The sequence below is a fragment of the Neobacillus drentensis NBRC 102427 genome, from assembly GCF_001591445.1.
Lineage (GTDB): Bacteria > Bacillota > Bacilli > Bacillales > Cytobacillaceae > Neobacillus > Neobacillus drentensis.
Genome location: NZ_BCUX01000009.1, coordinates 198,144 through 221,569, shown reverse-complemented (window position 1 = coordinate 221,569; position 23,426 = coordinate 198,144). Strand labels below are relative to the sequence as shown.

Below are 23,426 nucleotides of genomic sequence, written 5' to 3'. Positions count from 1 at the left end.
ATCACAATTGCACCTAAATATGTTATACTAATTACAACGATACAAGTAATAAGTATGACACTAATGCGGAAGGGGCTGTAAAATGAAGACGAAAGTTGCAATAAATGGGTTTGGAAGAATTGGAAGGATGGTTTTTAGAAAAGCGATCCTTGAAAATAAGCTTGAGGTTGTTGCTATTAACGCGAGCTATCCAGCTGAAACATTAGCACATTTACTTAAATATGATACCAATCATGGACCATTTCAGGGAGAAGTAATCCCATTTGATAATGAGTTAATTGTAAATGGCAAAAGAATTAAACTATTAAGTAGTCGTAATCCAGAGGAACTTCCATGGCGAGAGCTTGGAATTGAGATAGTTATTGAGGCTACCGGGAAGTTTAATGCACGTGAGGCGGCAGCATTGCACTTAGAAGCAGGAGCCAAGAAGGTAATCTTAACGGCACCAGGGAAAAATGAGGATGTTACAATTGTGATGGGGGTTAATGAGGAAATGCTTGATATCCATCATCATGATATAATCTCTAATGCATCCTGTACAACGAACTGCCTTGCACCCGTTGCAAAGGTGCTAGACGAAAAGTTTGGCATTGAATGTGGATTAATGACCACCATTCATGCCTATACAAATGATCAAAAAAATATTGATAACCCTCATAAAGATTTACGGAGGGCTCGTGCATGTGGACAATCTATCATTCCGACGACAACAGGAGCAGCTAAAGCAATTTCACTTGTATTACCCCATTTAAAGGGTAAATTACATGGGATGTCACTTCGTGTGCCAACACCAAATGTTTCACTTGTTGATTTAGTAGTTGATCTTAATCAAGATGTGACAGTCGATGATGTTAATAATGCCTTTATTGAGGCTTCAAATGGACCGTTAAAAGGCATTTTGGATTTGACAATGGAACCTTTAGTATCTGTTGATTTTAATACCAATGAGCATTCTGCCATCATTGATGGTCTTTCCACCATGGTAATGGGAACTAGAAAAGTAAAAGTATTGGCATGGTATGATAATGAGTGGGGATATTCTTCACGAGTAGTCGATCTCGCCCTTTATGTTGCACAGGAAATAGCAAACTCATCTCAAATAAAGGTTGGATAAAAACGCTGTCGGATGACAGCTTTTTTTGTGCCCTCTTTGTGTTTTTAGCATAGAATAGATTTTGAATTATAAAATGGAAAATGCCTATCGATGTTTGTTACACCATTAAAATATAATGATTAATTTTGATAGGTTGCAAAACAAATATAAACAAAGTATACTAGTCATCGTGAACTTCTTGAAATTAGGTAGCTAGTAATTACTTAAAGGGTTAGGACCTCTCTGGACTAACTTTCCCCCGTGGTAGTTATTCAGGTACCAGCAACAACAGGATTTCAAGAAAGAACAAAATGGTTAAAGGGGGAAAATGAATATGGAAACAATGGGACGTCACGTAATCTCAGAACTATGGGGATGCGACTTTGAAAAATTAAATGATTTGAATTTTATTGAAACAACTTTTGTTGAAGCAGCTCTTAGATCTGGAGCGGAAATCCGTGAGGTAGCATTTCATAAATTTGCTCCCCAAGGTGTGAGTGGTGTAGTAATTATTTCTGAATCGCATCTTACCATTCATAGCTTCCCTGAACATGGATATGCCAGCATTGATGTATACACATGCGGCGATTTAAATCCTAATGTTGCAGCTGAATATATAGCTAAAGCATTAAATGCCGAGATACGTGAAAATATTGAAATTCCACGAGGCATGGGTCCAGTTCAAGTAAAACAGGCAAAGGTTTTATAGTCACTTTAAAAATAATTAGCAAAGAGGTGTATCTTAATATACACCTCTTTTTATATTTTCTAGCTAAATGTTGTACAATAAGACCAAAGCTTACATCACGGGAGGAATACTATAGCTATGTTAGATAACTTATTTGTTCGGTTTAAAAAGCAATTAGAGACTTCAGATCAAATCAAAGATGATTCCTTAAAAACACATTATTATAAGGCGAAGTATAATCAATTATTTGCAGCTGTAGAAAAACTATTTCATGAAGATGCCGATTGCCGGGTCACGACGGTTTCTAAAGAACATGGAGAAATTGCTGTCGAAGTCAGTAAACCTATACCCTGCTTCCTGATTGTTACTATTGTAGCTGTAAAACCAATGGAAACTGCGGTAGATTTTAATATTTCATCTGAAAAATTTTCCTTACTCGGCACCTATCCCGATTTAAAAAAGCGGATTATTTCATATTACGAGCGAATTAATCAATTACATAACTTTATAGGAATAAAAAACTCCTAATACTTCTACTTGTATAAAGATATTCTTTTTTATAAGATGAAAGTAAGCGTTTTGTTCGGAAGTACAGTGTAGATTTGGAGTGGATTACAAATGAAATGCCCTTCTTGTCAAAATTATGGTACACGTGTCCTCGATTCTCGACCTGTTGATGAAGGTCGGGCCACTCGTAGGAGACGTGAATGTGAAGAATGCGGATATCGTTTTACTACGTTTGAGAAGATCGAAGAAATCCCGCTAATTGTAGTCAAAAAAGAAGGCACCAGAGAAGAGTTTAGCCGTGATAAAATATTACGTGGCTTGATCAAGGCATGTGAGAAGCGCCCTGTTGCCTTAAAGGAATTAGAAGATATTACGCATGGTGTAGAAAAGGATCTGCGCAGTCAGGGTATTTCAGAAATTAAAAGTGAAGCGATCGGTGAAATGGTCATGGATAGACTGGCACATGTCGACGAAGTCGCCTATGTAAGATTTGCATCCGTTTACCGTCAGTTTAAAGATATTAATGTTTTTATTGATGAATTAAAAGAACTAATCAAAAAAGAAAAATCTTAAGAGCTAAGTGTTTTTGGCTCTTTTTGACTTGTACGAGAGGAAAGGTTGGATTATTATGGCGCAGCATTGGCAGGAAATTCTCCCTATCGATCGCTATAAAGTTGCATCAGACGGGCTGCTGCATGAGTATGATCGCAAAGTGCTAACGTTATTATATCAGCCCTTGATTGGATCAACTTGCTTTAGCTTGTATATGACTCTCTGGGCGGAGATAGAGGAAAATCGTCTCTGGTCTGAGTCATCCACACACCATCTATTGATGAATCTCTTAGAGTTGAACTTAAAGGATATTTATGAAGCAAGATTAAAGCTAGAGGGCATTGGATTATTAAAGACTCGTGTCAAAACGGATGAAGGAGGACGGTCTTTTATCTATGAACTCCATCCGCCATTAAGTCCGGAGCAATTCTTTTTAGATGGAATGTTAAATATTTATTTATATCGAAAAATTGGAAAAACCCATTTTTCCCGTCTGAAACGGTTTTTTAGTGATCAACAAAAGCCAAGTGAAGGCGAGTATGTAGAGGTTACTAAGGCCTTTCAGGACGTATTTTCATCAGGAGCACCAGGCAGTATGCAATATATTCAAGGTCTTTCGGAGGAACTACAAGAGGAAGAAAATCAACAGTTTATCGGTCGAACGGAACCGAGTCCCATCCAAATTGGTGTCGACCTGTTTGATTTTGATTTGTTAACAGCGGGGCTAAATGAATCGCTTGTTCCCAAAAAAGCGCTCACGCCCAAAGTGAAAAATGTGATTAGTAATCTCGCATTTTTGTACCAAATAGACGCAATCGAAATGAAAAATTTTATCTTAGGTGCCATTAATGAGCACGAAGAAATTGATATTGAGGATTTGAGAAAGGGAGCTCGTGATTGGTATCAATTTGTCAATTACGACCAACTTCCGAGTTTGATTAACCGAACGCAGCCGATTGTCCATCAAACACAATTAACCGAGCCGAAAACCCCGGAGGAAAAATTAATCCGCTCATATGAAACGACGACGCCGCTCATCGTTTTTAAAGAGTTATCTGGGGGCGTTGAACCTTCAAATGCTAATTTGAAAACCTTAGAAGAGATTATGATTAAATATAAACTGCCTCCAGGTGTGGTAAATGTTTTAATTGAGGTGGCAATGAGAAAAACAGACATGAAATTTACTAAGGGCTTTGTGGAGTCAATTGCCAGTCATTGGGCGAGAAAAAAAGTGAAAACGGTGAAGGAAGCGATGGAACTCGCAAGGAATGAGGAACAAAAGGTGACCGAAAGTAAAAAAACAAATCGGTCGACAAATAAAAAACCAATTCGGACCGAGTTAATTCCTGATTGGTTCGATGACAGTTCGAAAGAAGCAGGAAAAGACCCTTCGCAAGGTAACACCAGTGAAGTAGAAGCGAAAAAACGCGCAATTGAAGAAAAACTAAAAGCGTTTCGCAAATAGGGGGTGACCACATTTGGAAAAAATTAATCGTACCTTGAAAAGATTGGCTTCTAATGAAAACTTTCAAAAACGCTATGAACAACAACGCAGGCAAGTCCTCGAAAATTCGGATATAAAGGCCTTTTTAGATAAACATCAAAATGAAATCGATCAAATGATGATCGATAAAAGCATGAGCAAGCTGTATGAGTATTCAAACCAAAGCAAGGATTGTAACAAATGTGAAAGCTTGGCTGGTTGTATCAATTTCATGAAGGGGTATCACCCGGATTTGGTTTTATCACGAAACTCCATTGATGTTGTTTATAAACGCTGTCCTCGAAAAGTCATGGCAGATGAAAAGAAGAAAAATGAAAAACTCATTAAAAGTTTATATGTACCAAGAGACATACTTGAAGCCACCTTTGAAGACTTTGAGGGTGACTCGGGCAGACTCGATGCCGGTGACAAGGCGGCAACCTTCTTAATGAATTATGAAGATGGTAAAAAACCAAAAGGTCTCTATCTTTACGGGAAATTCGGGGTTGGGAAGTCTTATTTATTAGGAGCAATTGCCAATGAATTGGCTAAAAAACAGATTTCTTCGATGATTGTTTATGTTCCTGAACTTTTGAGGGAAATGAAAAGCTCAATCGCTGATTCCACATTAAATGAAAAAATCGAGGCATTAAAAAGAGAACCCATCTTAATGCTTGATGATATTGGTGCAGAAGCAGTATCAAGCTGGACAAGGGATGAAGTTTTAGGCCCAATTTTGCAATTCCGCATGCTCGAAAGCCTGCCGACATTTTTTACCTCTAATTTTAATTTTCCAGAGCTGGAGCATCATTTAACATACAGCCAACGGGGTGAAGAAGAGAAGATGAAAGCACGACGGATCATGGAGAGAATTAGGTCCCTAAGTGTGCCAGTGATGGTCGATGGTCCAAACAGACGGTAATTAAAAGGGTGTTCCAGATTGCTGAAAAAAGGTCAGCAGTCTTTTTTTTTTGACTTTTTTTCCGTAAATAACAAAAGCGACGGTTGCTAGCTTCTATTTTAAGCAAGTCCCCCATATATATTAATACAAAGATTGGCATAAAGGGGGGATTTGGTTGGCGGAAATCATCTTCCAAAGCAAGCTGGAGGCACAAAAGTTTTATAACCACTTGCTGAAGTACTTACCAAATAATCATGATAAAGAAACTATTCTTCTAATTGAAGATCAACATATAGTAAAATTTTTAGGCAGCTTCCTTTCCATTGAAATTTCTACTATGGTTAAAAAGGCATTTTACGAATTTATTACGAGCATAAAACGTGATGATTGGTTTCGGGAAATATTGAAAAATCAATTTTTTTATGAGGATCTGGAAGTACAACAACAAATAATGGAGATAATCTATTCAATTCTAGAAGGTCAAAGAAAGGATTTAACTGTTTTTTTGAAGGATACAAACGAAGAGCCGCCTATTAGAGCAGCCATAGAGCACATTTTTCAAGAAAATATTTCATTTTCGTTTGACTCATTTCTAAAATTTCGCTTGCGGCCATACCTCCAGCTGCTGGAAGGGTATGTTGAGGTTGCCATTGATGAATATAAAATGGAGCAAGAGTATCAAATGTTTGTGCAAATGCTCAGGGACTTTTTAATTAATCGAGAACCCAAAATGGACGTTCTCCATTTGTTATTTGACGAGGAAATCACCTTTTATAATGAACAATTTGTGGAGATGAAAAGAGCTGAATTAATCAGATTGATTGACCGGAAGTTACTTGTTAATCATCCTGTCTACGTCGATTCCGCTTCGATTGCACCACTTTTATCGCTTGCGCCAACAACTATTTTTCTGTATACAAAGGATCCAGATGAACCATTAGTTCGGACCATCAAAAACATCTTTGAAGAACGAGTAACGATTAAATCTTTTGCTGCTTTACGAGAGGTTCATAAGTGGTTGGAAACTAATGATTCTTCGGAAAATCATGCTTAAGTTGAGGAATAGTGTGAAAATTTGTCTTATTAGGTCAATATCCCTTGATTTTTAAAAAATTAATCATTATAATACTCTACATAGAATATTCATAGCAAAAGTATTGATAAGGATAACAGTATTTTTTACGGTTTCTAGAGAGGGAGGACAGGGCTGAAAGCCTCCTAACACGAAAATAATACTTACCACCTTTAAACTTCAGCAGTGAACGCTTCATGGGATCATGAGGTTAGTAATTGTTGACGGCTATCGACCGTTAACAGACCAAAGTCATTTTCAAGGGGTCAACAGTTGGAAATGAAAAATTGGGTGGAACCACGTGTTTATCAAAACTCGTCCCTTTTCCAGGGATGGGTTTTTTTTATTTTTCAAAAGCGAATCTGCTGGGCAAAATGCCCAGGGACGCTTAATTACAAAGGAGGAATTACCATGTCAGACGTTGTAAAGATTTCGTTTCCGGATGGAGCAGTAAAGGAGTTCCCGCGTGGAACAACAACGGAAGATATTGCCGCATCCATCAGCCCCGGCTTGAAGAAAAAAGCGATTGCCGGTAAATGGAACGGTCAACTGTATGATCTTCGCCGTCCAATTAATGAAGACGGTTCAATAGAAATCGTCGTTCCTGATTCCGTAGACGCATTAGAGGTTTTACGTCACAGTACAGCCCATTTGATGGCACAGGCTGTTAGAAGACTTTATCCTGGTGTGAATTTAGGTGTAGGGCCTGTGATCGAGGGTGGATTTTATTATGATATGGACCTTGAGGAATCATTAACTCCAGAAGATCTGCCAAAGATTGAAAAGGAAATGGCCAGAATCGTCAATGAAAATATTGAAATTGTTCGCAAGGAAGTAAGTCGTGCGGAAGCTGTACAGCTTTTTAAAGAAGCCGGAGATCCTTACAAGCTCGAACTAATTGAGGCGATTCCTGATGAGGAAACCGTGACACTTTACGAACAAGGCGATTTTTTTGACCTATGCCGTGGAGTCCATGTCCCTTCAACTGGAAAAATCAAAGAATTTAAGCTATTGAGCATTGCGGGTGCCTATTGGCGCGGCGACAGCAAAAATAAAATGCTTCAGCGCGTGTATGGAACAGCCTTTTTTAAGAAAGAAGATTTAGCGGAGCATCTTCGCTTGCTTGAAGAAGCGAAAGAGCGTGACCATCGTAAAATTGGTAAAGAGTTAAATCTTTTCACTAATAACCAATTGGTAGGTCAAGGCTTACCGTTATGGCTTCCAAAAGGTGCAACTATTCGCCGAGTAGTTGAGCGTTACATTGTCGATAAAGAACAACGTCTTGGCTATGACCATGTTTATACTCCGATTATGGGCAGCGTCGATTTATACAAGACTTCAGGACACTGGGATCATTACCAGGAAGACATGTTTCCGGTCATGGAAATGGACAATGAACAATTAGTTCTACGCCCAATGAACTGCCCGCATCATATGATGGTTTACAAGAACAGCATTCACAGTTATCGTGAGCTTCCGATTCGGATCGCCGAACTTGGAACAATGCATCGTTATGAAATGTCAGGTGCACTTTCAGGATTGCAGCGTGTTCGTGGTATGACTTTAAATGATGCACATATTTTTGTTCGTCCCGACCAAATTAAAGATGAATTCAAACGGGTTGTGAACCTAGTTTTAGCCGTTTATAAAGACTTTGGTATTAATGACTATTCCTTCCGTCTTTCCTACCGTGACCCGCAAGATACTGAAAAGTACTTTGACGATGACGCGATGTGGGAAAAAGCACAAGGTATGCTGAAGGATGCCATGGATGATCTTGGACTTGACTACTATGAGGCTGAAGGGGAAGCTGCCTTCTATGGTCCGAAGTTGGACGTTCAAGTAAAAACTGCTTTAGGTAAGGAAGAAACACTTTCCACTGTTCAACTAGATTTCTTATTACCGGAACGTTTTGATTTAACTTATGTGGGTGAGGACGGAAAACCGCATCGTCCAGTTGTTATCCACCGCGGCGTTGTATCAACGATGGAACGTTTTGTGGCCTTCTTAATTGAAGAATACAAAGGAGCATTCCCAACATGGCTCGCTCCAGTTCAGGTTCAAGTCATTCCAGTTTCACCAGGTGCACACTTTGATTATGCTAAGCAGGTACAGGAGCAACTTCAAAATGAGGGCCTACGGGTTGAGTTGGATGGCCGGGATGAAAAAATCGGCTATAAAATCCGTGAAGCACAAATGCAAAAAATACCATATATGCTAGTTGTTGGCGATAAGGAAGTTGAAGACCAAGCAGTCAATGTTCGTAAATATGGTGAACAGAACTCAGAAACAAAGCCATTTGCAGAGTTTTTAGCAGCAATAACAGCTGAAGTGAAAAGAGGATAATTTGTTAAGAAAGAAAGGGCTAGCCGCTCTTTCTTTTTTTTACAAAAAAAATCTATTGAATAATTCTTGGTTTCTTGTTAAAATAAATTCCGTTGTCAAAGAAAATAGTTCGTTTGACATTACGTCTTTGTTTATGTTATATTTACTAAGGTGAAAAATTGAATACTTGTTTTTGGGAAAAGAAGAAGCACCCGCTTCTCACCTGATTGACGCAGTTGGCAGTTGGCAGGTTTTACGTGAACTTTTTGGTTTCATTACTTATGTTCTGTAAAGTGTGGGTGCATTCATCCGCACTTTTTTTGTTTGTGCACTTATAGTACGGCTGAAAAGTTTAATACCTGTTAATTTAGTAAGGTGTCCTACGTTTAGGTTGAAATGGGTTCTTTAAGATTTTCTTGACCAAGACGTTGTATTCGTGATAAAACCTTGGAGGTGGCTAATTATTAGCAAAGACATGTTGTTAAATGAGGGCATTCGCGCTCGCGAAATCCGCCTAATTGATCAAAATGGCGAACAGTTAGGGATTAAAACCAAAACTGAAGCCTTAGAGATTGCCGGAAGAGTGAATCTTGATTTGGTACTTGTAGCACCAAATGCAAAGCCTCCGGTCGGCAGAATTATGGACTATGGCAAATTCAAATTCGAGCAGCAAAAGAAAGACAAAGAAGCTCGTAAGAATCAAAAAATCATCACCACTAAAGAAGTTCGTCTCAGCCCAACAATTGATGAGCATGACTTTAATACAAAGTTGCGCAATGCAATTAAGTTCTTAGAAAAAGGCGACAAGGTAAAAGCTTCAATCCGTTTCAAGGGCCGGGCGATTACCCATAAAGAAATTGGTCAACGTGTGTTAGACCGTTTTTCCGAAGCGTGCAAGGAAGTTGCGACCATTGAGTCACATCCTAAAATGGATGGACGAAGCATGTTCCTCGTTTTAGCACCTAAAATCGACAAGTAATAAGGAGGAAATCCCAAATGCCAAAAATGAAAACTCACCGTGGCGCTGCTAAGCGTTTCAAGAAAACTGGTTCAGGTCAACTTAAACGTGACCACGCTTATACAAGCCACTTATTTGCTAACAAATCTACAAAAGCAAAGCGTAAGCTTCGCAAAGCATCACTTGTTTCTAAAGGTGATTTCAAACGCATTCGTCAAATGTTAACTTACATGAAGTAAAAATTAAGTGATCGATTTATATATTGGAGGGAAATTAAATGCCACGTGTAAAAGGCGGTACAGTTACGCGCAAACGTCGTAAAAAAGTTCTTAAATTAGCAAAAGGTTATTACGGTTCAAAACATACATTATATAAAGTTGCTAACCAACAGGTTATGAAATCATTAATGTATGCTTTCCGCGATCGTCGTCAGAAAAAACGCGACTTCCGCAAATTATGGATTACTCGTATCAATGCAGCAGCTCGTATCAACGGTCTTTCTTACAGCCGTTTAATGCATGGCTTAAAGCTTGCTGGTATCGAAGTAAACCGCAAAATGCTTGCTGAATTAGCAGTAAGCGATGCAAACGCATTTGCTGAATTAGCGAACGTTGCAAAACAAAACATTAACAAGTAATTATTTAAAGGCCATTCTCTTTGTAGAGGATGGCCTTTTCTATAAGGGGGAAACGAATTATGAAAATATGGTTAGTGGTCTATCTAATCATGAATATAGCAGGTCTGTTGATTATGGGAGAAGATAAAAAGCGGGCAAAGAAACATCAATATCGAATTTCGGAAAGAACATTGTGGATGGTGGCGATTTTAGGAGGGGCAGTCGGTACAACCACAGGCATGCAGCTTTACCGGCATAAAACAAAACATACAGCTTTTAAAATTGGTTTTCCTTTTCTAGCAGGAATTGAATTGGTTCTGTTAATCAAGTTTCTATTATTATAAAAAGCCGCATGAAAGGCGGCTATTACTGTAAAAATTCCTTCACCGGACTCTTCCAGTGAATTTCAGCATTCGGATAGCATTCTAGAAGTTTTTTATCAATATAAAAAATGTCTTCCTTAACCAGCCCTTTTAGGGAAACTGTATTTTCAGGCCAGATAACGATGGAGACGATGTCAAAGGTTTTGCCAGCAGGCCCCATGTACTTTTCGCCGGCAAACACAGCTCCTTTATAGGTTAGTGAGAAATTCTTTCTGACATCCTTATCATCGATCAGCAAAAAACGTTTCTGTTTACGGGCAGCTTCCAGTTTTCTTTTTGATGTAAAAAGTGATTTCACCCCATAGCTAAATAAGAAGAATAGGAACAACAACAATACGAAGCGCAGCAACCATATCATGGATAAGCCCCCTGCATCTATTTTCCTATTCATACGAAACAACTCGAAAAAAGTTTCATTCATATCTCATTTTGATATAATTTTTCTATAAGGAGTGGTGGTAGTATGCAACTCGAACAACTATTTCAGATGCAAAAGGCATTAGACCAACATATTGAAGAAAAGCACAACCTGCAGGATGAGGATTTATTTGACAGAAAGGTCCTTGCCTTACTAGTTGAAATTGGTGAGCTGGCAAATGAGACACGAAGCTTTAAGTTTTGGAGTGTCAAGCCATCTTCAGCTAAAGAGGTCATTTTAGAAGAATTTGTTGATGGTGTTCACTTTATTTTATCGCTCGGGATTGAATGTGGATTTGATACGGAGCCAATGGATTTGAATAAGCAGGAGTTATCCTTGACTGTGACAGAACAATTTTTATGCGTCTACGACAAGATTAGTATTTTTCAAAAAAATAAAAGTTTGGCTGATTACATCAATTTATTTCAATCTTACTTCGAATTAGCTGTGCTGCTCGGATTTACATATGAAGAAATCAAAAAGGCATATTTTCATAAAAACGAAGTAAATTATTTGAGACAGCAGAATAACTATTAATAGAAAAATTGTAGATTTATCGTTATTCTCTGTATAATAAAGGTCGACAAACCTATAAGGGGGCTAATATATGGTAAAACTAGATGAAACCTTGACGATGTTAAAAGAGTTAACCGATGCCAAAGGGATTCCCGGCAATGAGCGTGAAGTACGCGAAGTCATGAGAAAATACATAGAACCATTTGCTGATGAAATCACAAATGACGGACTCGGTAGTTTGATTGCCAAGAAGGTAGGTAAAGAGGGCGGCCCGAAAATTATGGTGGCTGGCCACTTAGATGAAGTTGGCTTTATGATTACTCAAATTGATGATAAAGGTTTCCTCCGTTTTCAACCGGTTGGCGGCTGGTGGGGTCAGGTTATGCTTGCCCAGCGCGTGACGATTGTGACGAGAAAGGGAGATGTAACGGGAATTATCGGTTCTAAGCCGCCGCATATTTTATCAGCGGAAGCCCGCAAGAAACCTGTGGAAATTAAAGATATGTTCATTGATATTGGTGCTTCAAGCCGTGAGGAAGCGACTGAATGGGGCATTCGTCCAGGCGATATGGTTGTTCCCTATTTTGAATTTACGGTAATGAACAATGAGAAGATGTTATTAGCCAAAGCTTGGGATAACCGGATTGGCTGTGCGATTGCGATTGATGTGTTGAGGCAGCTTAAGGGTGTTGACCATCCTAACGTTGTTTACGGCGTCGGAAATGTTCAAGAAGAGGTTGGATTGCGTGGTGCCAAGACGGCAACTTACAAAATTCAGCCTGATATCGGCTTTGCAGTCGATGTGGGTATTGCCGGTGATACACCTGGGATCTCGGAACGAGAAGCAATGAGTAAGATGGGGAAGGGCCCACAAGTTGTCGTTTATGATGCCTCGCTTGTAGCTCATAAAGGATTACGTGATTTAGTTACCGATACAGCTGATGAATTGAACATCCCGTATCAATTCGAGTCCATTCCTGGTGGGGGGACGGATGCCGGTTCTATCCACTTGACACATAATGGTGTACCAGCAATGGCGATTACGATTGCGACACGGTATATTCATTCCCATGCCGCAATGCTCCACCGTGATGATTACGAAAATGCAGTGAAGTTGATAGTTGAAGTTATCAAGCGCTTGGATCGGGAGACTGTTGATAAGATTACATTTGAATAATTTTTTGTGGTGTCCCCGGTAGAACTTTGCCGGGGATTTTTCATTTCAGTTACATTTTTTTAGTGGTATTCTTGGATTCGCTGATAGAATGCTGATATTCGCCAATAGAACCTCGGAATTCGCCAATAGAATACCAAGATTCGCCAATAGAACCTCGAAATTCGCCAATAGACGGTCGGATCTCAATGATATACCTGTATTAATCAGAAAAAAGCTGTCAACCGAACCGATTGACAGCCCTAACCATAAAATTTATTACTTTAACCCACTCTCCAGGGTGGCAAGCATTTCTTTTTTCTCATCTTCGGAAGAATTATTCCATATGATCTCAAATAAAACGCCTAGGCCTGGGAGCATTTTCTCTTCACCATTTTGAATGGCATCAACAATCGTATCTTCTAGTTGATCTTGTGTATTCCCCGAAACATTATGAACAATGGCATTACGTAAATTTAAATTCATGTATATACACTCCTTTTTATCCTGTATTTCTTAAATAGTTTTTCTATTTTTGGTTTTATTATGTATTTTCATTAGGCTATAATAAAAAATAGTTGTCAATGTAAAAGGAGAGCGGGTTTTTGAAACATATTGAATCGATAAACAACCCTAAAGTTAAACAATGGAAAAAACTTTTAACCAAAAAAGAACGTGATAAGTCTGGAACCTTTTTAGTGGAAGGCTTTCATTTAGTAGAGGAAGCCTTGAAACAAGGAGAGCAAATCTTAGAAATTATTGTATCAGAAAAAGTAGACCTCCCTTCTCGATGGGATGCTGGGTCGACACCCGTAATACAAGTCACGGAAGAGATATCGAATTCTTTGTCAGATACAGAGGCACCACAAGGGATTTATGCGGTTTGCCGGATAACACCTGCGGAAGTTCAAGAGGCAAAAACCTTCCTGTTCATCGATGCGGTTCAGGATCCGGGTAATCTCGGCACGATGATTCGTACGGCAGATGCCGCAGGGATTGACGCAGTCGTGGTGGGGCGTGGAACTGTTGATATCTATAACGCTAAGGTACTAAGGTCTGCACAAGGAAGCCATTTTCACCTTCCGATTATAAGTGGAGATCTCCATGAATGGATAGACAAGCTTCAAGAAAAAAATATCCCTGTTTACGGTACCGCACTTGAAGGGGCCTCAGTATATACTGATATCTCTACAGGTGACTCCTTTGCTCTCATAGTTGGAAACGAAGGGAACGGCGTAGGTAAAGATATTCTTGCCAGTACAACAGCGAACCTGTATATCCCCATTTATGGGAAAAGCGAATCCTTAAATGTAGCGGTGGCAACAGGGATTCTTCTTTATTATTTGAAAAAATAGGCGCAAACTTGTTTGACCTTGCGCGGCGATTTATTATATAATAATCAACAATGTTAATATTTAAATAACGATGACGGAGAAAAGTACCTTATTTACGACCATTTAGGGAGAAAGTGCCACGACTGAAAGCACTTTTATGGAAGGAATAAGAGAAGTTCACCTCCAGAGTTGGCATCGGGACCATTTTCGCAAACGGAAATGTAAAGATGCGCCGGCAGATGCCGTTATCCGAATGAAGCGAACACAATGTTTTTTTACATAAAGTGTTTACAAGGGTGGTACCGCGAACTATAAACCTCGTCCCTTTCCAGGGATGGGGTTTTTTTGTTTTTTCTGTTCTGGTGCCTGACACCAATCAATTACACCAATCTATGACACTGATCAATATTAAGGAGGAATTGACATGCAAGAACGTTTAAAGGAATTGCAGGAAGAGGCTATTCAAAAAGTTGAAAAGTCGGTAAGTTTAAAAGAATTAAATGACATCCGTGTGGCTTATCTTGGAAAAAAGGGGCCAATTACAGAAGTATTACGCGGAATGGGGAAGCTTTCTGCTGAAGAGCGCCCAGTGATGGGAGCATTAGCGAACGAAGTCCGTGAGACAATAGCGGTAAAAATTGAGGCTAAACAAAAGGGGCTAGAAGAGGCTGCAGTCTTAGAAAAATTAGCTTCTGAAAGCATTGATGTTACCCTTCCAGGTCGTCCAATAAAGGTTGGAAACCATCATCCGCTGACAAGAATCATCGAAGAAATTGAAGACCTATTCATTGGCATGGGTTACCAGGTGGCAGAAGGTCCTGAAGTTGAGCAGGATTATTATAACTTCGAAGCACTTAACTTACCGAAAGGACACCCGGCCCGCGATATGCAGGACTCGTTCTATATCACTGAAGATATCCTTCTTCGTACCCATACATCACCTGTTCAAGCACGGACGATGGAAAAACACCAAGGCAAAGGCCCAATCAAAATTATTTGCCCTGGTAAGGTGTACCGCCGTGATAATGATGACGCAACACACTCTCATCAATTTATGCAAATCGAAGGCCTTGTTGTCGGCGAGAACATCCGTATGAGTGACCTGAAAGGAACATTAGAAGTATTTGCGAAAAAAATGTTCGGGGCAGATCGTGAAATCCGTTTACGCCCAAGCTTTTTCCCGTTTACAGAGCCTTCTGTTGAAATGGATATTTCTTGTAAAATTTGTGGCGGCTCTGGCTGCAGTGTTTGTAAGCGCACTGGCTGGATTGAAATTCTTGGAGCAGGAATGGTTCACCCTAACGTGCTTGAGATGGCTGGATACGATTCGAAGAAGTACACTGGCTTTGCCTTCGGAATGGGGCCTGAGCGGATTGCGATGTTAAAGTACGGTGTCGATGATATCAGACATTTTTATACCAATGATGTTCGGTTCTTAAAGCAATTTTCAAAACACGAATGAACTTGAATACATCTCGTTGATTAAAGATAACTAAAGGAGGATTACGACATGTTCGTTTCATATAAATGGCTCCAGGATTATATCGATTTATCCGGGGTAACTGCAACAGAATTAGCAGAAAAAATTACTAAAAGTGGTATTGAGGTTGAGGGAGTAGAAGTTCTTAACAATGGCATTAAAGGCGTCGTTGTTGGTCATGTCCTCGAACGCGAGCAGCACCCAAATGCTGATAAATTAAGCAAATGCCTTGTGGATGTTGGCGGGGAACAACCGGTCCAAATTATTTGCGGTGCCCCAAATGTGGCGCAAGGTCAAAAGGTTGCGGTGGCAACAGTAGGCGCTGTCCTTCCTGGTAATTTTAAAATTAAACGCGCAAAACTTCGCGGCGAAGAATCAAATGGAATGATTTGTTCGCTCACTGAGTTAGGGATCGAAGGAAAAGTCGTGCCGAAAGAATATTCCGAGGGAATCTTTGTTTTCCCGGCAGATGCTGAAGTCGGCGTTGATGCCATTGCAATGTTAAATAGAAATGATGAGATTCTTGAACTAAGCTTAACACCAAACCGCTCAGATTGTTTAAGCATGCTAGGGGTTGCTTATGAAGTGGCGGCGATTCTTGGAAGAAACGTGAAACTTCCAGAAACGAACCTGCAAGCTTCAACTGAAAAAGCATCTGATTATGTAAAAATCACAGTCGAAGCTAAAGAAGATAACCCGTTATATGTGGCAAAAGTCATTAAAAATGTAAAAATCGGACCATCACCGCTCTGGATGCAAACACGCTTAATGTCAGCGGGAATTCGTCCACACAACAATGTGGTCGATATTACCAACTATATTCTTCTTGAATACGGACAGCCGCTTCATGCATTTGATTATGATCGCTTAGGGTCAAAAGAAATCCTTGTTCGCCGTGCGGCAGATGGCGAGAAATTTGTTACGCTTGATGATGCGGAACGTACACTTACATCTGAACATCTGGTTATTACAAATGGAACGGAGCCTGTTGCTCTTGCTGGTGTAATGGGAGGAGCAAATTCTGAAGTAACGTCAGACACAACAACTGTTTTACTTGAATCTGCTTACTTTAATGGAGCACCTGTTAGAAAGGCATCAAAAGACCATGGCCTAAGAAGTGAAGCGAGTGCCCGTTTTGAAAAAGGTGTCGATCCGAATCGTGTTCGTGCTGCTGGAGAGCGCGCAGCCTATCTGATGGCAAAATTCGCTGGCGGAGAAGTTTTAGAAGGTGCGGCTGAAGCTGATACACTAACAGTTGAACCAGCCGTAGTCTCGATTACTTTAGAAAAAATCAATCGTGTACTTGGTACAGAGCTTGTCATGAAGGACGTGAAAGAAATTTTTGATCGTCTTCAATTTGGGGTAAGCATTGAGGAAGATACCATTACCGTAACGGCACCGACTCGCCGCGGCGATATTAAAATAGAAGAAGATTTACTGGAAGAAGTAGCCCGCCTTTACGGTTACGATAATATTCCAAAAACACTGCCAATCGGTTCGACAACCCCGGGCGGTTTGAATGAGTATCAGAAGAAACGTCGTGTGGTTCGTCAATACCTTGAGGGTGCAGGCTTATACCAAGCCGTAACATATTCCCTCACAAGCGAGGAAAAGGCAGCACAATATGCGCTTGAAAAGCGGGACACCATTCGTCTTTCGATGCCAATGAGTGAAGAGCGCAGTATCCTTCGTTTGAGCATCATGCCTCAGCTTTTGGAAGTATTAAAATACAATAGTGCCCGCCAAAACGATAGCATAGGTGTATATGAAACGGGTGCTGTATTCTTAGCGAACGGCACAGACTCTCTTCCAGTGGAAAAAGAGCACATTGCTGCAGCCATTACTGGCCTTTGGGAAAGTCATTCTTGGCAAGGAGAGAAGAAAGCCGTTGACTTCTATGTTATTAAAGGAATTTTAGAAGGAATGTTTGCTAAACTTGGCCTCTTTGAACAGGTTCAATTTGTTCAGGCACAGGTAGACCGTCTCCACCCAGGCCGTACAGCAGAAATTCTCTTAAATAATGAGAAAATCGGCTTTATCGGTCAAGTCCATCCAACAGTTCAAAAAGACTTGGATTTGAAAGATACCTATGTATTTGAACTTTCATTAAAAGCTGTACTTGAAGCAGAAGCACCAGCATTACAATACGAAGCCATTCCACGCTTCCCATCGATTACAAGAGACATTGCCCTCGTGGTAAACAAAGAAACGGTGTCAGGCACCCTAAGCGAAATTATTTTAACTGCAGGGGCGCCACTTCTGAAAGAGGTTCATGTGTTTGACTTATATGAGGGTGACAAGATGGAGGAAGGCAAGAAGTCCATTGCTTTTTCTTTAAAGTATCTTGACCCTGAGCGTACGTTAACGGATGAAGAGGTTACGAAGGTCCACACACGCGTACTTGCAGCTTTAGAGGAAAAAGCAGGAGCAGTTTTAAGAGGTTAAATTTATAGAAGCCAGCTCGAATGTAGATTTCGGGCTGGCTTTTTCGTATGGGTTTAAGGCGAAATTTCCGATTCGCTGATATATTGAATTTTTCGCTGATAAATGGTGCGGAATCGCTGATATATTGCTGGAATCGCTGATAAACATTTAAAAACCGCTGATAAAATAAATAGACATAAATAATTAACAAATTTCGCTAATATTCGGCAGGGTTTTCAGGGTCTACTCAGAACTACATTAATAAAATGAAAGGAGTGATAGTTTTGATTATAAAAGAAAGAACAATTCCATTAGTACTTCTCATTTTAGAGGCATTATGCCGGCGTCTTCCTCTGGATTACCCAAAGTATCAGCAAATAATAGAGGAGAAGGGGAGAAGGCAAGCTGGGTATAAAGGTGAAGTAAGTCTTGATTATTATTTGCGCCTCCTTCCAGTTGATAAATACATGATACTCCACGATTTAAACCTTCCTGATGGTAACTACAACTGCCAAATTGACACCCTTCTTCTGACACCAGAATTCGCCCTAATTCTTGAAGTGAAACATATGACTGGTAAATTAATATTCGATACGGAAAATGAGCAGTTTATTCAAATCAACAATGACAAGGAAAAAGGTTACCCCTACCCGCTTGCCCAAGCAAAAAGGCATCAAGAATATATAAAGAAGCTAATGGCCGAACATAAATTTCCCCAAGTACCGGTTGATCACTTAGTAGTCATCAGCAATAAGTATGCTTCCTATGTCATCACAGGCAAAAACGCTCATAAAGTAAAGCCACGAGTATGTAAGTCAGATGTTCTCCTAAATAAAATTCAGTTTTTTGAGCGACAATATTCTACCCCTCTTCTTGATTCCAAAGATCTTCGAAAGCTGAGCCGTCTCCTTGTAAAAATGAATAAAATCCCAACCAACTATATCTTAACCAAATATGGAATTAACAAGGCAAATTTATTGACCGGTGTTTTTGGCCCCAGCTGCAATCATTTTCCACTTATTCGTAAGAAACACAAATGGTACTGCTCTTCATGCGACAAATTTTCAAAAGATGCTCATAAAAATGCTCTGAGTGATTACTTTTTACTATTTGATTCGAAAATTACTAACCAGCAGTTTCGAGAATTTGCTCATATAAAATCACATGATACAGCAAAAAGATTACTGCTTTCTGTAAATCTTAATTATTCTGGAACAAAAAAGGGACGCTATTACTTTCCGAAGAACAATCCCATGGTAATATTTCAGTTCGCTGATAAAAATGAATAATCGCTGATATATTGAATTTATCGCTGATAAATGGTGCGGAATCGCTGATAAAACCGTATTTTGCGCTGATATAATTTAAAATTTCATTATGGTAGTAAATTTGTGCAATTTTTATGTAATTAGAAAGAGAAAATATCATATTTTTACTAGTTAAAAATCACCAAAAGAGGTTGCACCAAGGGCAACCTCTTTCAAATTCGCATTAAATTATATTTTCTCATAAATGGAGTCATAGTTTTTTGCTAAAGCGATATCTAAATCGGTCAGTCCGCCTGCATTCCAAGAGGTAAGTCTTAGTGTCACTAATTTATAATCAATCGAAATGAAGGGATGATGATTTTTTTCTTCCGAAAGCTGGGCAATCACATTCACGAACGCCACGCCCTGTAAAAACTCACGGAAGCGGTACTTTTTTACGATAAATTTCCCGTCCAATTTCCAACCCGTTAATTCAGCCAGTGCTGTAGTTATTTCCGCTTCACTAAGTTTATTTGCCATCACAATCCCTCCACACATCGTTTTTATAAATTTATTCGCAACCACCACAAAAAACATTTCAATTTCGTTTTTTATTAACTAGCGCGATTGCTTTATCGGTATTAGCAAAGTGGAGCTTCACGAAAGATGGAAGAATGTCATGGCCTTTACTCATAATTAACTTTGCTGCCGCCACATCTACTTGTGCCCCGGCACCTTTTGGAATCTTAAAGCCGGCAGAATCGCTAAGTTTATCGATATATTGGATAAACGCGTAGCGGGCGAGAATACTTGCTGCAGCGACCGCTAAATGAATACCTTCCGCTTTCGTACTAAAATAAACATTCTCCTTGGCAATCGCTTTTTGGGATTTTAAGTGTTGATAATAGGTACTTGCTTGAACAAATTGGTCAATGAGAATCGCTTCCGGCTTCTCAGGTGAAATCTTGTCTAGTACATTTAAGATCGCTTGATTATGTAAAATCGCCTTCATTTTTCCTTGTGACATGCCAGATTGTTGGACCTGGTTATACTTTTCATTTTTTAAAGTCATTAAACTAAAGGGAATAATATCTTTAATGACCTTCGCAATCGCAATGATTTTGTCATCATTCAAATCTTTCGAATCCCGGACCCCTAATTCTTTTAACAAAGGTATATTTTCCTTTTTCACGTAAGCTGCCACAACAGTGATCGGGCCGAAGAAGTCTCCCGTCCCAACTTCATCTGAACCAATCGCAGACATTTGACCGATGCCGGTTGGCAGGTCACCTTTCGCTGAGGATTTCGGTTTAGAAGAGGAGGCAGGTTTGTTGGAGGATGTACTTGCACTGCCCCATCTGCTTGACTCCTTTTCACTATCGTTTCCTTGAAATAATACTTTGCCTGATTTATAAGCTGTGATCATACAGGCAGGTGTTTTCGCCGCAAATACACTACCAGGAATCTTTTTATCTAATAAATTTTTTCCGTAATAGTTTCGCATTTCCATTATTTTATTCATTTCCAGATTCAATACAATATTACCCATACTATTAACACCACATTTCTAAATAAATATAAAATACGCTTTAACTTTTCCATAGATAACGGTTCATGTTATGATATAGTGTAGGATTCTCTGAATGGAGGCAGGACATTGTCAAATAAACAAAAAAATAGAACAACCGTAGATATATACGGTCAAGCTTACGTTATTATGGGGTCGGAAAGTCCAAGTCACATTCGGCATGTGGCCTCATTAGTTGACAATAAAATGCGCGAAATCAGTTCTAAGAATCCAAATCTAGACGCAAGCAAACTCGCCGTTTTAACAGCCGTAAATGCAGTCAATGATTACCTGATAATAAAAGACCAATTAGATCGGCTCCAATCAGAACTACTAAAAGAAAAGGACTAAGAAAACATGTTAGATTTAGCAATTATTACTTTTTTAATTATGGGTTTCTTTGTTGGCCTAAAAAGAGGCTTTATTCTGCAGCTTGTTCATTTAATAGGTTTTATTATTGCATATGTCGCAGCAAATTCATACTACGAACAGTTGGCACCCAAGCTAACCCTCTGGATACCTTATCCAAATTTCGGGAACGTGACAACCTTAAAATTGCTGACGGACAGCAGTAATATGGAGGCCGCTTTTTATCGTGCGATTGCCTTTGTGATCATCTTTTTTGCTGTAAAAGCGTTATTGCAAATTATTGGTTCGATGCTCGACTTTGTTGCCCATTTGCCTATACTCAAACAGTTGAATATTTTGGGCGGGGGACTGCTCGGCTTCATTGAGATTTACTTAGTTATTTTTATTTTATTATATATTTCGGCCCTTCTGCCAATTGAATTTTTACAAACCGCATTGGATCAATCGAGTTTGGCAAAAGCGATTGTGAATCACACTCCTATCCTTTCACAGCAGATAAAAAGCATGTGGATTGAATATACAACTGCTTTAACTTCTCTGTAGCAGAGAAGTTTTTCTATTCATGCCTTAAAGTAGGATAAAATGAAAATGCTAAATAGTAGGTAGGTGGATAATAAAATGGAAATAAATAAAAAAGAAATCATTCGTTTGCTAGAAACAATTGCGATTTATATGGAGTTAAAAGGGGAAAACCCATTCAAGGTTTCTGCCTTTCGTAAAGCAGCTACTGCTTTAGAAACAGACGAACGCAGTGTAACAGAGATTGAGGACTTTACCGCGATCTCAGGAATTGGTAAAGGCACGGCTGCTGTCATGGATGAATACATAAAAGAAGGTTCTTCTTCGGTGTTAAATGAGTTGAAGGAGGAAGTGCCAAGAGGACTCATCCCGTTACTGCAGCTCCCGGGGCTTGGCGGCAAGAAAATTGCTAAGTTATACAAAGAGTTACATATCGTGGATGTTTCCAGTTTAAAGAAAGCCTGTGAAGCAGGACAGGTTCAAGCGCTCGCAGGTTTTGGCAAGAAGACAGAGGAAAAAATCCTTAGTGCCATTGCTAATGTCGGCTCTAGACCGGAACGATTGCCGTTAGCATACATGCTTCCAATTGCTGAGCAGATTGAAGCAACTCTTCGAGATACACCGGATATTCATCAGTTTTCACGTGCGGGCAGTTTACGCAGAATGAGAGAGACGATTAAAGACCTCGATTTTATAATCGCTACAACTCAGCCTGAACAAGTGCGCGCGCATCTATTAAAGCTTCCAAACATAAAAGAAGTGATTGGTGCAGGCGATACAAAGGTTTCCTTAGTCTTTGAGTATGATTATGATATTTCTGTGGATTTCCGTCTGGTTAAACCAGAAGAGTTTATTACAGCCTTGCACCATTTTACTGGATCCAAGGAACATAATGTCCGGATGCGGCAATTGGCGAAGGAACGCGGTGAAAAAATCAGTGAGTATGGCGTGGAAAATGTTGAGACAGGGGAAATTCTCACCTTCTCTTCGGAAGAAGAATTTTTCAAGCATTTCGACCTGCCTTTCATTCCTCCGGAAATTAGAGAGGATGGCAGGGAAGTGGAAACGTTCACTAAGGCAGAGGAATTAATTGAACTTCAAGATATTAAGGGCGATCTTCATATGCATTCTACTTGGAGCGATGGTGCCCATTCGATCGAACAGATGGCTGAAGCTTGCCGGGCTAGAGGTTATCAATATATGGCGATTACGGACCATTCACAATATTTAAAGGTGGCTAATGGACTTACGTGTGAAAGACTATTAAAACAAAGAGAAGAAATTAATAAATTAAATGCAAAGTATGATGATTTTCTTATTCTAGCGGGTGTGGAGATGGATATTCTTCCAGATGGCACGCTGGACTATGACGACGAGTTTCTTGCTGACATGGATTTCGTGATTGCCTCTATACATTCAGCTTTTTCCCAATCAAAGGAAAAAATTATGGAGCGTTTAAAAAACGCCTTGACGAATGCCCATGTCGATTTAATTGCTCATCCAACCGGCAGAAAAATTGGCCGCCGCGAAGGATATGATGTTGATATTGATTTACTGATTGAACTCGCCAAAGAAACCAATACGGCATTAGAATTAAATGCGAATCCCAACCGTCTGGACCTGGCAGCTGAATATTTACGAAAAGCTCAGGATGCAGGGGTGAAAATTCTCATCAATACGGATGCTCATAAAATGGATACATTAAAGCATATGGAAATCGGTATTTCAGCTGCCAAAAAGGGCTGGATTAAAAAGTCATCCGTCCTTAATGCTTTAGATAAAAATGACCTGCTAGAATTTTTGCATAATAGAGGATAGGGA

25 protein-coding genes and 3 other annotated features are annotated in these 23,426 nt (G+C 39.6%); of the genes, 21 read left to right on the top strand and 4 right to left on the bottom strand.

Annotation, left to right across the window (positions count from 1 at the left end; translation table 11 throughout):
- Positions 1–82 precede the first annotated feature (82 nt).
- The 12 genes from BDR01S_RS06120 to BDR01S_RS06065 all read left to right on the top strand — a co-directional run bounded on the left by BDR01S_RS06120 (position 83) and on the right by BDR01S_RS06065 (position 10,539).
- The gene (locus BDR01S_RS06120) at positions 83–1,114 is read left to right on the top strand and encodes a glyceraldehyde-3-phosphate dehydrogenase (RefSeq protein WP_066258080.1); all 1,032 of its coding nucleotides are present in this window, start codon (positions 83–85) and stop codon (positions 1,112–1,114) included.
- Positions 1,115–1,427: 313 nt separating this feature from the next.
- Positions 1,428–1,802, top strand: a complete 375-nt coding sequence (speD, locus tag BDR01S_RS06115) for an adenosylmethionine decarboxylase (protein ID WP_066258078.1) — start codon at positions 1,428–1,430, stop codon at positions 1,800–1,802.
- Between the two features lie 117 nt (positions 1,803–1,919).
- Positions 1,920–2,309 carry a hypothetical protein gene (locus tag BDR01S_RS06110; protein ID WP_066363059.1) on the top strand — a complete coding sequence of 130 codons (390 nt, stop codon included), beginning with the start codon at positions 1,920–1,922 and terminating at the stop codon, positions 2,307–2,309.
- 90 nt (positions 2,310–2,399) lie between these two features.
- Positions 2,400–2,861: a transcriptional regulator NrdR gene (gene nrdR / locus BDR01S_RS06105; protein ID WP_026563356.1), complete on the top strand. Its 462-nt coding sequence runs from the start codon at positions 2,400–2,402 to the stop codon at positions 2,859–2,861.
- A 55-nt stretch (positions 2,862–2,916) separates the two neighbouring features.
- Positions 2,917–4,305, top strand: coding sequence for a replication initiation and membrane attachment family protein (locus tag BDR01S_RS06100; RefSeq protein ID WP_066258074.1), 1,389 nt, complete (start codon positions 2,917–2,919; stop codon positions 4,303–4,305).
- A 13-nt stretch (positions 4,306–4,318) separates the two neighbouring features.
- Positions 4,319–5,245: a primosomal protein DnaI gene (dnaI, locus tag BDR01S_RS06095; RefSeq protein WP_066258072.1), complete on the top strand. Its 927-nt coding sequence runs from the start codon at positions 4,319–4,321 to the stop codon at positions 5,243–5,245.
- A gap of 154 nt (positions 5,246–5,399) precedes the next feature.
- Positions 5,400–6,278 (top strand): sporulation protein YtxC, encoded by an 879-nt coding sequence (ytxC, locus tag BDR01S_RS06090; protein WP_066258070.1) that lies wholly within the window; start codon positions 5,400–5,402, stop codon positions 6,276–6,278.
- Positions 6,279–6,372: 94 nt separating this feature from the next.
- Positions 6,373–6,622 (top strand) — a binding site (T-box leader).
- Between the two features lie 85 nt (positions 6,623–6,707).
- Positions 6,708–8,642 (top strand): threonine--tRNA ligase, encoded by a 1,935-nt coding sequence (thrS, locus tag BDR01S_RS06085; RefSeq protein ID WP_066260310.1) that lies wholly within the window; start codon positions 6,708–6,710, stop codon positions 8,640–8,642.
- Between the two features lie 173 nt (positions 8,643–8,815).
- Positions 8,816–8,948: a sequence feature (ribosomal protein L20 leader region), on the top strand.
- A gap of 148 nt (positions 8,949–9,096) precedes the next feature.
- Positions 9,097–9,600: a translation initiation factor IF-3 gene (gene infC, locus BDR01S_RS06080; RefSeq protein ID WP_066258068.1), complete on the top strand. Its 504-nt coding sequence runs from the start codon at positions 9,097–9,099 to the stop codon at positions 9,598–9,600.
- A 17-nt stretch (positions 9,601–9,617) separates the two neighbouring features.
- On the top strand, positions 9,618–9,818 hold the full coding sequence (gene rpmI, locus BDR01S_RS06075) for a 50S ribosomal protein L35 (RefSeq protein WP_066258063.1): 201 nt from the start codon (positions 9,618–9,620) through the stop codon (positions 9,816–9,818).
- Between the two features lie 38 nt (positions 9,819–9,856).
- On the top strand, positions 9,857–10,216 hold the full coding sequence (rplT, locus tag BDR01S_RS06070) for a 50S ribosomal protein L20 (protein WP_066258061.1): 360 nt from the start codon (positions 9,857–9,859) through the stop codon (positions 10,214–10,216).
- A gap of 59 nt (positions 10,217–10,275) precedes the next feature.
- Positions 10,276–10,539, top strand: a complete 264-nt coding sequence (locus tag BDR01S_RS06065; RefSeq protein WP_066258057.1) for a DUF1294 domain-containing protein — start codon at positions 10,276–10,278, stop codon at positions 10,537–10,539.
- 22 nt (positions 10,540–10,561) lie between these two features.
- Here BDR01S_RS06065 and BDR01S_RS06060 read toward each other — a convergent pair whose 3' ends face one another.
- Entirely contained in the window at positions 10,562–10,936 is a 375-nt protein-coding gene (locus tag BDR01S_RS06060; protein WP_066258055.1) for a sigma-w pathway protein ysdB, read from the bottom strand.
- Positions 10,937–11,041: 105 nt separating this feature from the next.
- On the opposite strand from BDR01S_RS06060, the gene BDR01S_RS06055 reads away from it, so the two are divergent.
- Positions 11,042–11,533 carry a dUTP diphosphatase gene (locus tag BDR01S_RS06055; RefSeq protein ID WP_066258053.1) on the top strand — a complete coding sequence of 164 codons (492 nt, stop codon included), beginning with the start codon at positions 11,042–11,044 and terminating at the stop codon, positions 11,531–11,533.
- 70 nt (positions 11,534–11,603) lie between these two features.
- Complete coding sequence (locus BDR01S_RS06050; RefSeq protein WP_066258050.1) at positions 11,604–12,689, top strand: M42 family metallopeptidase; 1,086 nt, start codon at positions 11,604–11,606, stop codon at positions 12,687–12,689.
- Between the two features lie 255 nt (positions 12,690–12,944).
- Here the strand turns inward: BDR01S_RS06050 and sspI are convergent, their stop codons facing one another.
- Complete coding sequence (gene sspI, locus BDR01S_RS06045; protein ID WP_066258048.1) at positions 12,945–13,151, bottom strand: small acid-soluble spore protein SspI; 207 nt, start codon at positions 13,149–13,151, stop codon at positions 12,945–12,947.
- A gap of 119 nt (positions 13,152–13,270) precedes the next feature.
- Between sspI and BDR01S_RS06040 the strand changes: the two genes are divergently transcribed.
- The 4 genes from BDR01S_RS06040 (at position 13,271) to BDR01S_RS06025 (ending at position 19,192) form a co-directional block, all read left to right on the top strand.
- On the top strand, positions 13,271–14,020 hold the full coding sequence (locus BDR01S_RS06040) for a TrmH family RNA methyltransferase (RefSeq protein WP_066258046.1): 750 nt from the start codon (positions 13,271–13,273) through the stop codon (positions 14,018–14,020).
- A gap of 61 nt (positions 14,021–14,081) precedes the next feature.
- Positions 14,082–14,328, top strand: a binding site (T-box leader).
- Between the two features lie 95 nt (positions 14,329–14,423).
- Complete coding sequence (gene pheS / locus BDR01S_RS06035; protein WP_066258044.1) at positions 14,424–15,461, top strand: phenylalanine--tRNA ligase subunit alpha; 1,038 nt, start codon at positions 14,424–14,426, stop codon at positions 15,459–15,461.
- 48 nt (positions 15,462–15,509) lie between these two features.
- Positions 15,510–17,924, top strand: coding sequence for a phenylalanine--tRNA ligase subunit beta (pheT, locus tag BDR01S_RS06030; RefSeq protein ID WP_066258042.1), 2,415 nt, complete (start codon positions 15,510–15,512; stop codon positions 17,922–17,924).
- Positions 17,925–18,187: 263 nt separating this feature from the next.
- Positions 18,188–19,192, top strand: a complete 1,005-nt coding sequence (locus BDR01S_RS06025) for a nuclease-related domain-containing protein (RefSeq protein ID WP_066258041.1) — start codon at positions 18,188–18,190, stop codon at positions 19,190–19,192.
- Positions 19,193–19,399: 207 nt separating this feature from the next.
- Here the strand turns inward: BDR01S_RS06025 and BDR01S_RS06020 are convergent, their stop codons facing one another.
- Positions 19,400–19,690: a 4a-hydroxytetrahydrobiopterin dehydratase gene (locus BDR01S_RS06020; RefSeq protein ID WP_066258040.1), complete on the bottom strand. Its 291-nt coding sequence runs from the start codon at positions 19,688–19,690 to the stop codon at positions 19,400–19,402.
- 58 nt (positions 19,691–19,748) lie between these two features.
- Positions 19,749–20,699, bottom strand: a complete 951-nt coding sequence (gene rnhC / locus BDR01S_RS06015; RefSeq protein ID WP_066258038.1) for a ribonuclease HIII — start codon at positions 20,697–20,699, stop codon at positions 19,749–19,751.
- A 108-nt stretch (positions 20,700–20,807) separates the two neighbouring features.
- Between rnhC and zapA the strand changes: the two genes are divergently transcribed.
- The 3 genes from zapA to polX all read left to right on the top strand — a co-directional run bounded on the left by zapA (position 20,808) and on the right by polX (position 23,423).
- Positions 20,808–21,068: a cell division protein ZapA gene (gene zapA, locus BDR01S_RS06010; protein ID WP_066258035.1), complete on the top strand. Its 261-nt coding sequence runs from the start codon at positions 20,808–20,810 to the stop codon at positions 21,066–21,068.
- Between the two features lie 6 nt (positions 21,069–21,074).
- Positions 21,075–21,629 (top strand): CvpA family protein, encoded by a 555-nt coding sequence (locus BDR01S_RS06005; RefSeq protein ID WP_066258033.1) that lies wholly within the window; start codon positions 21,075–21,077, stop codon positions 21,627–21,629.
- 75 nt (positions 21,630–21,704) lie between these two features.
- Complete coding sequence (gene polX / locus BDR01S_RS06000; protein WP_066258029.1) at positions 21,705–23,423, top strand: DNA polymerase/3'-5' exonuclease PolX; 1,719 nt, start codon at positions 21,705–21,707, stop codon at positions 23,421–23,423.
- The last annotated feature ends 3 nt before the right edge of the window (positions 23,424–23,426 follow it).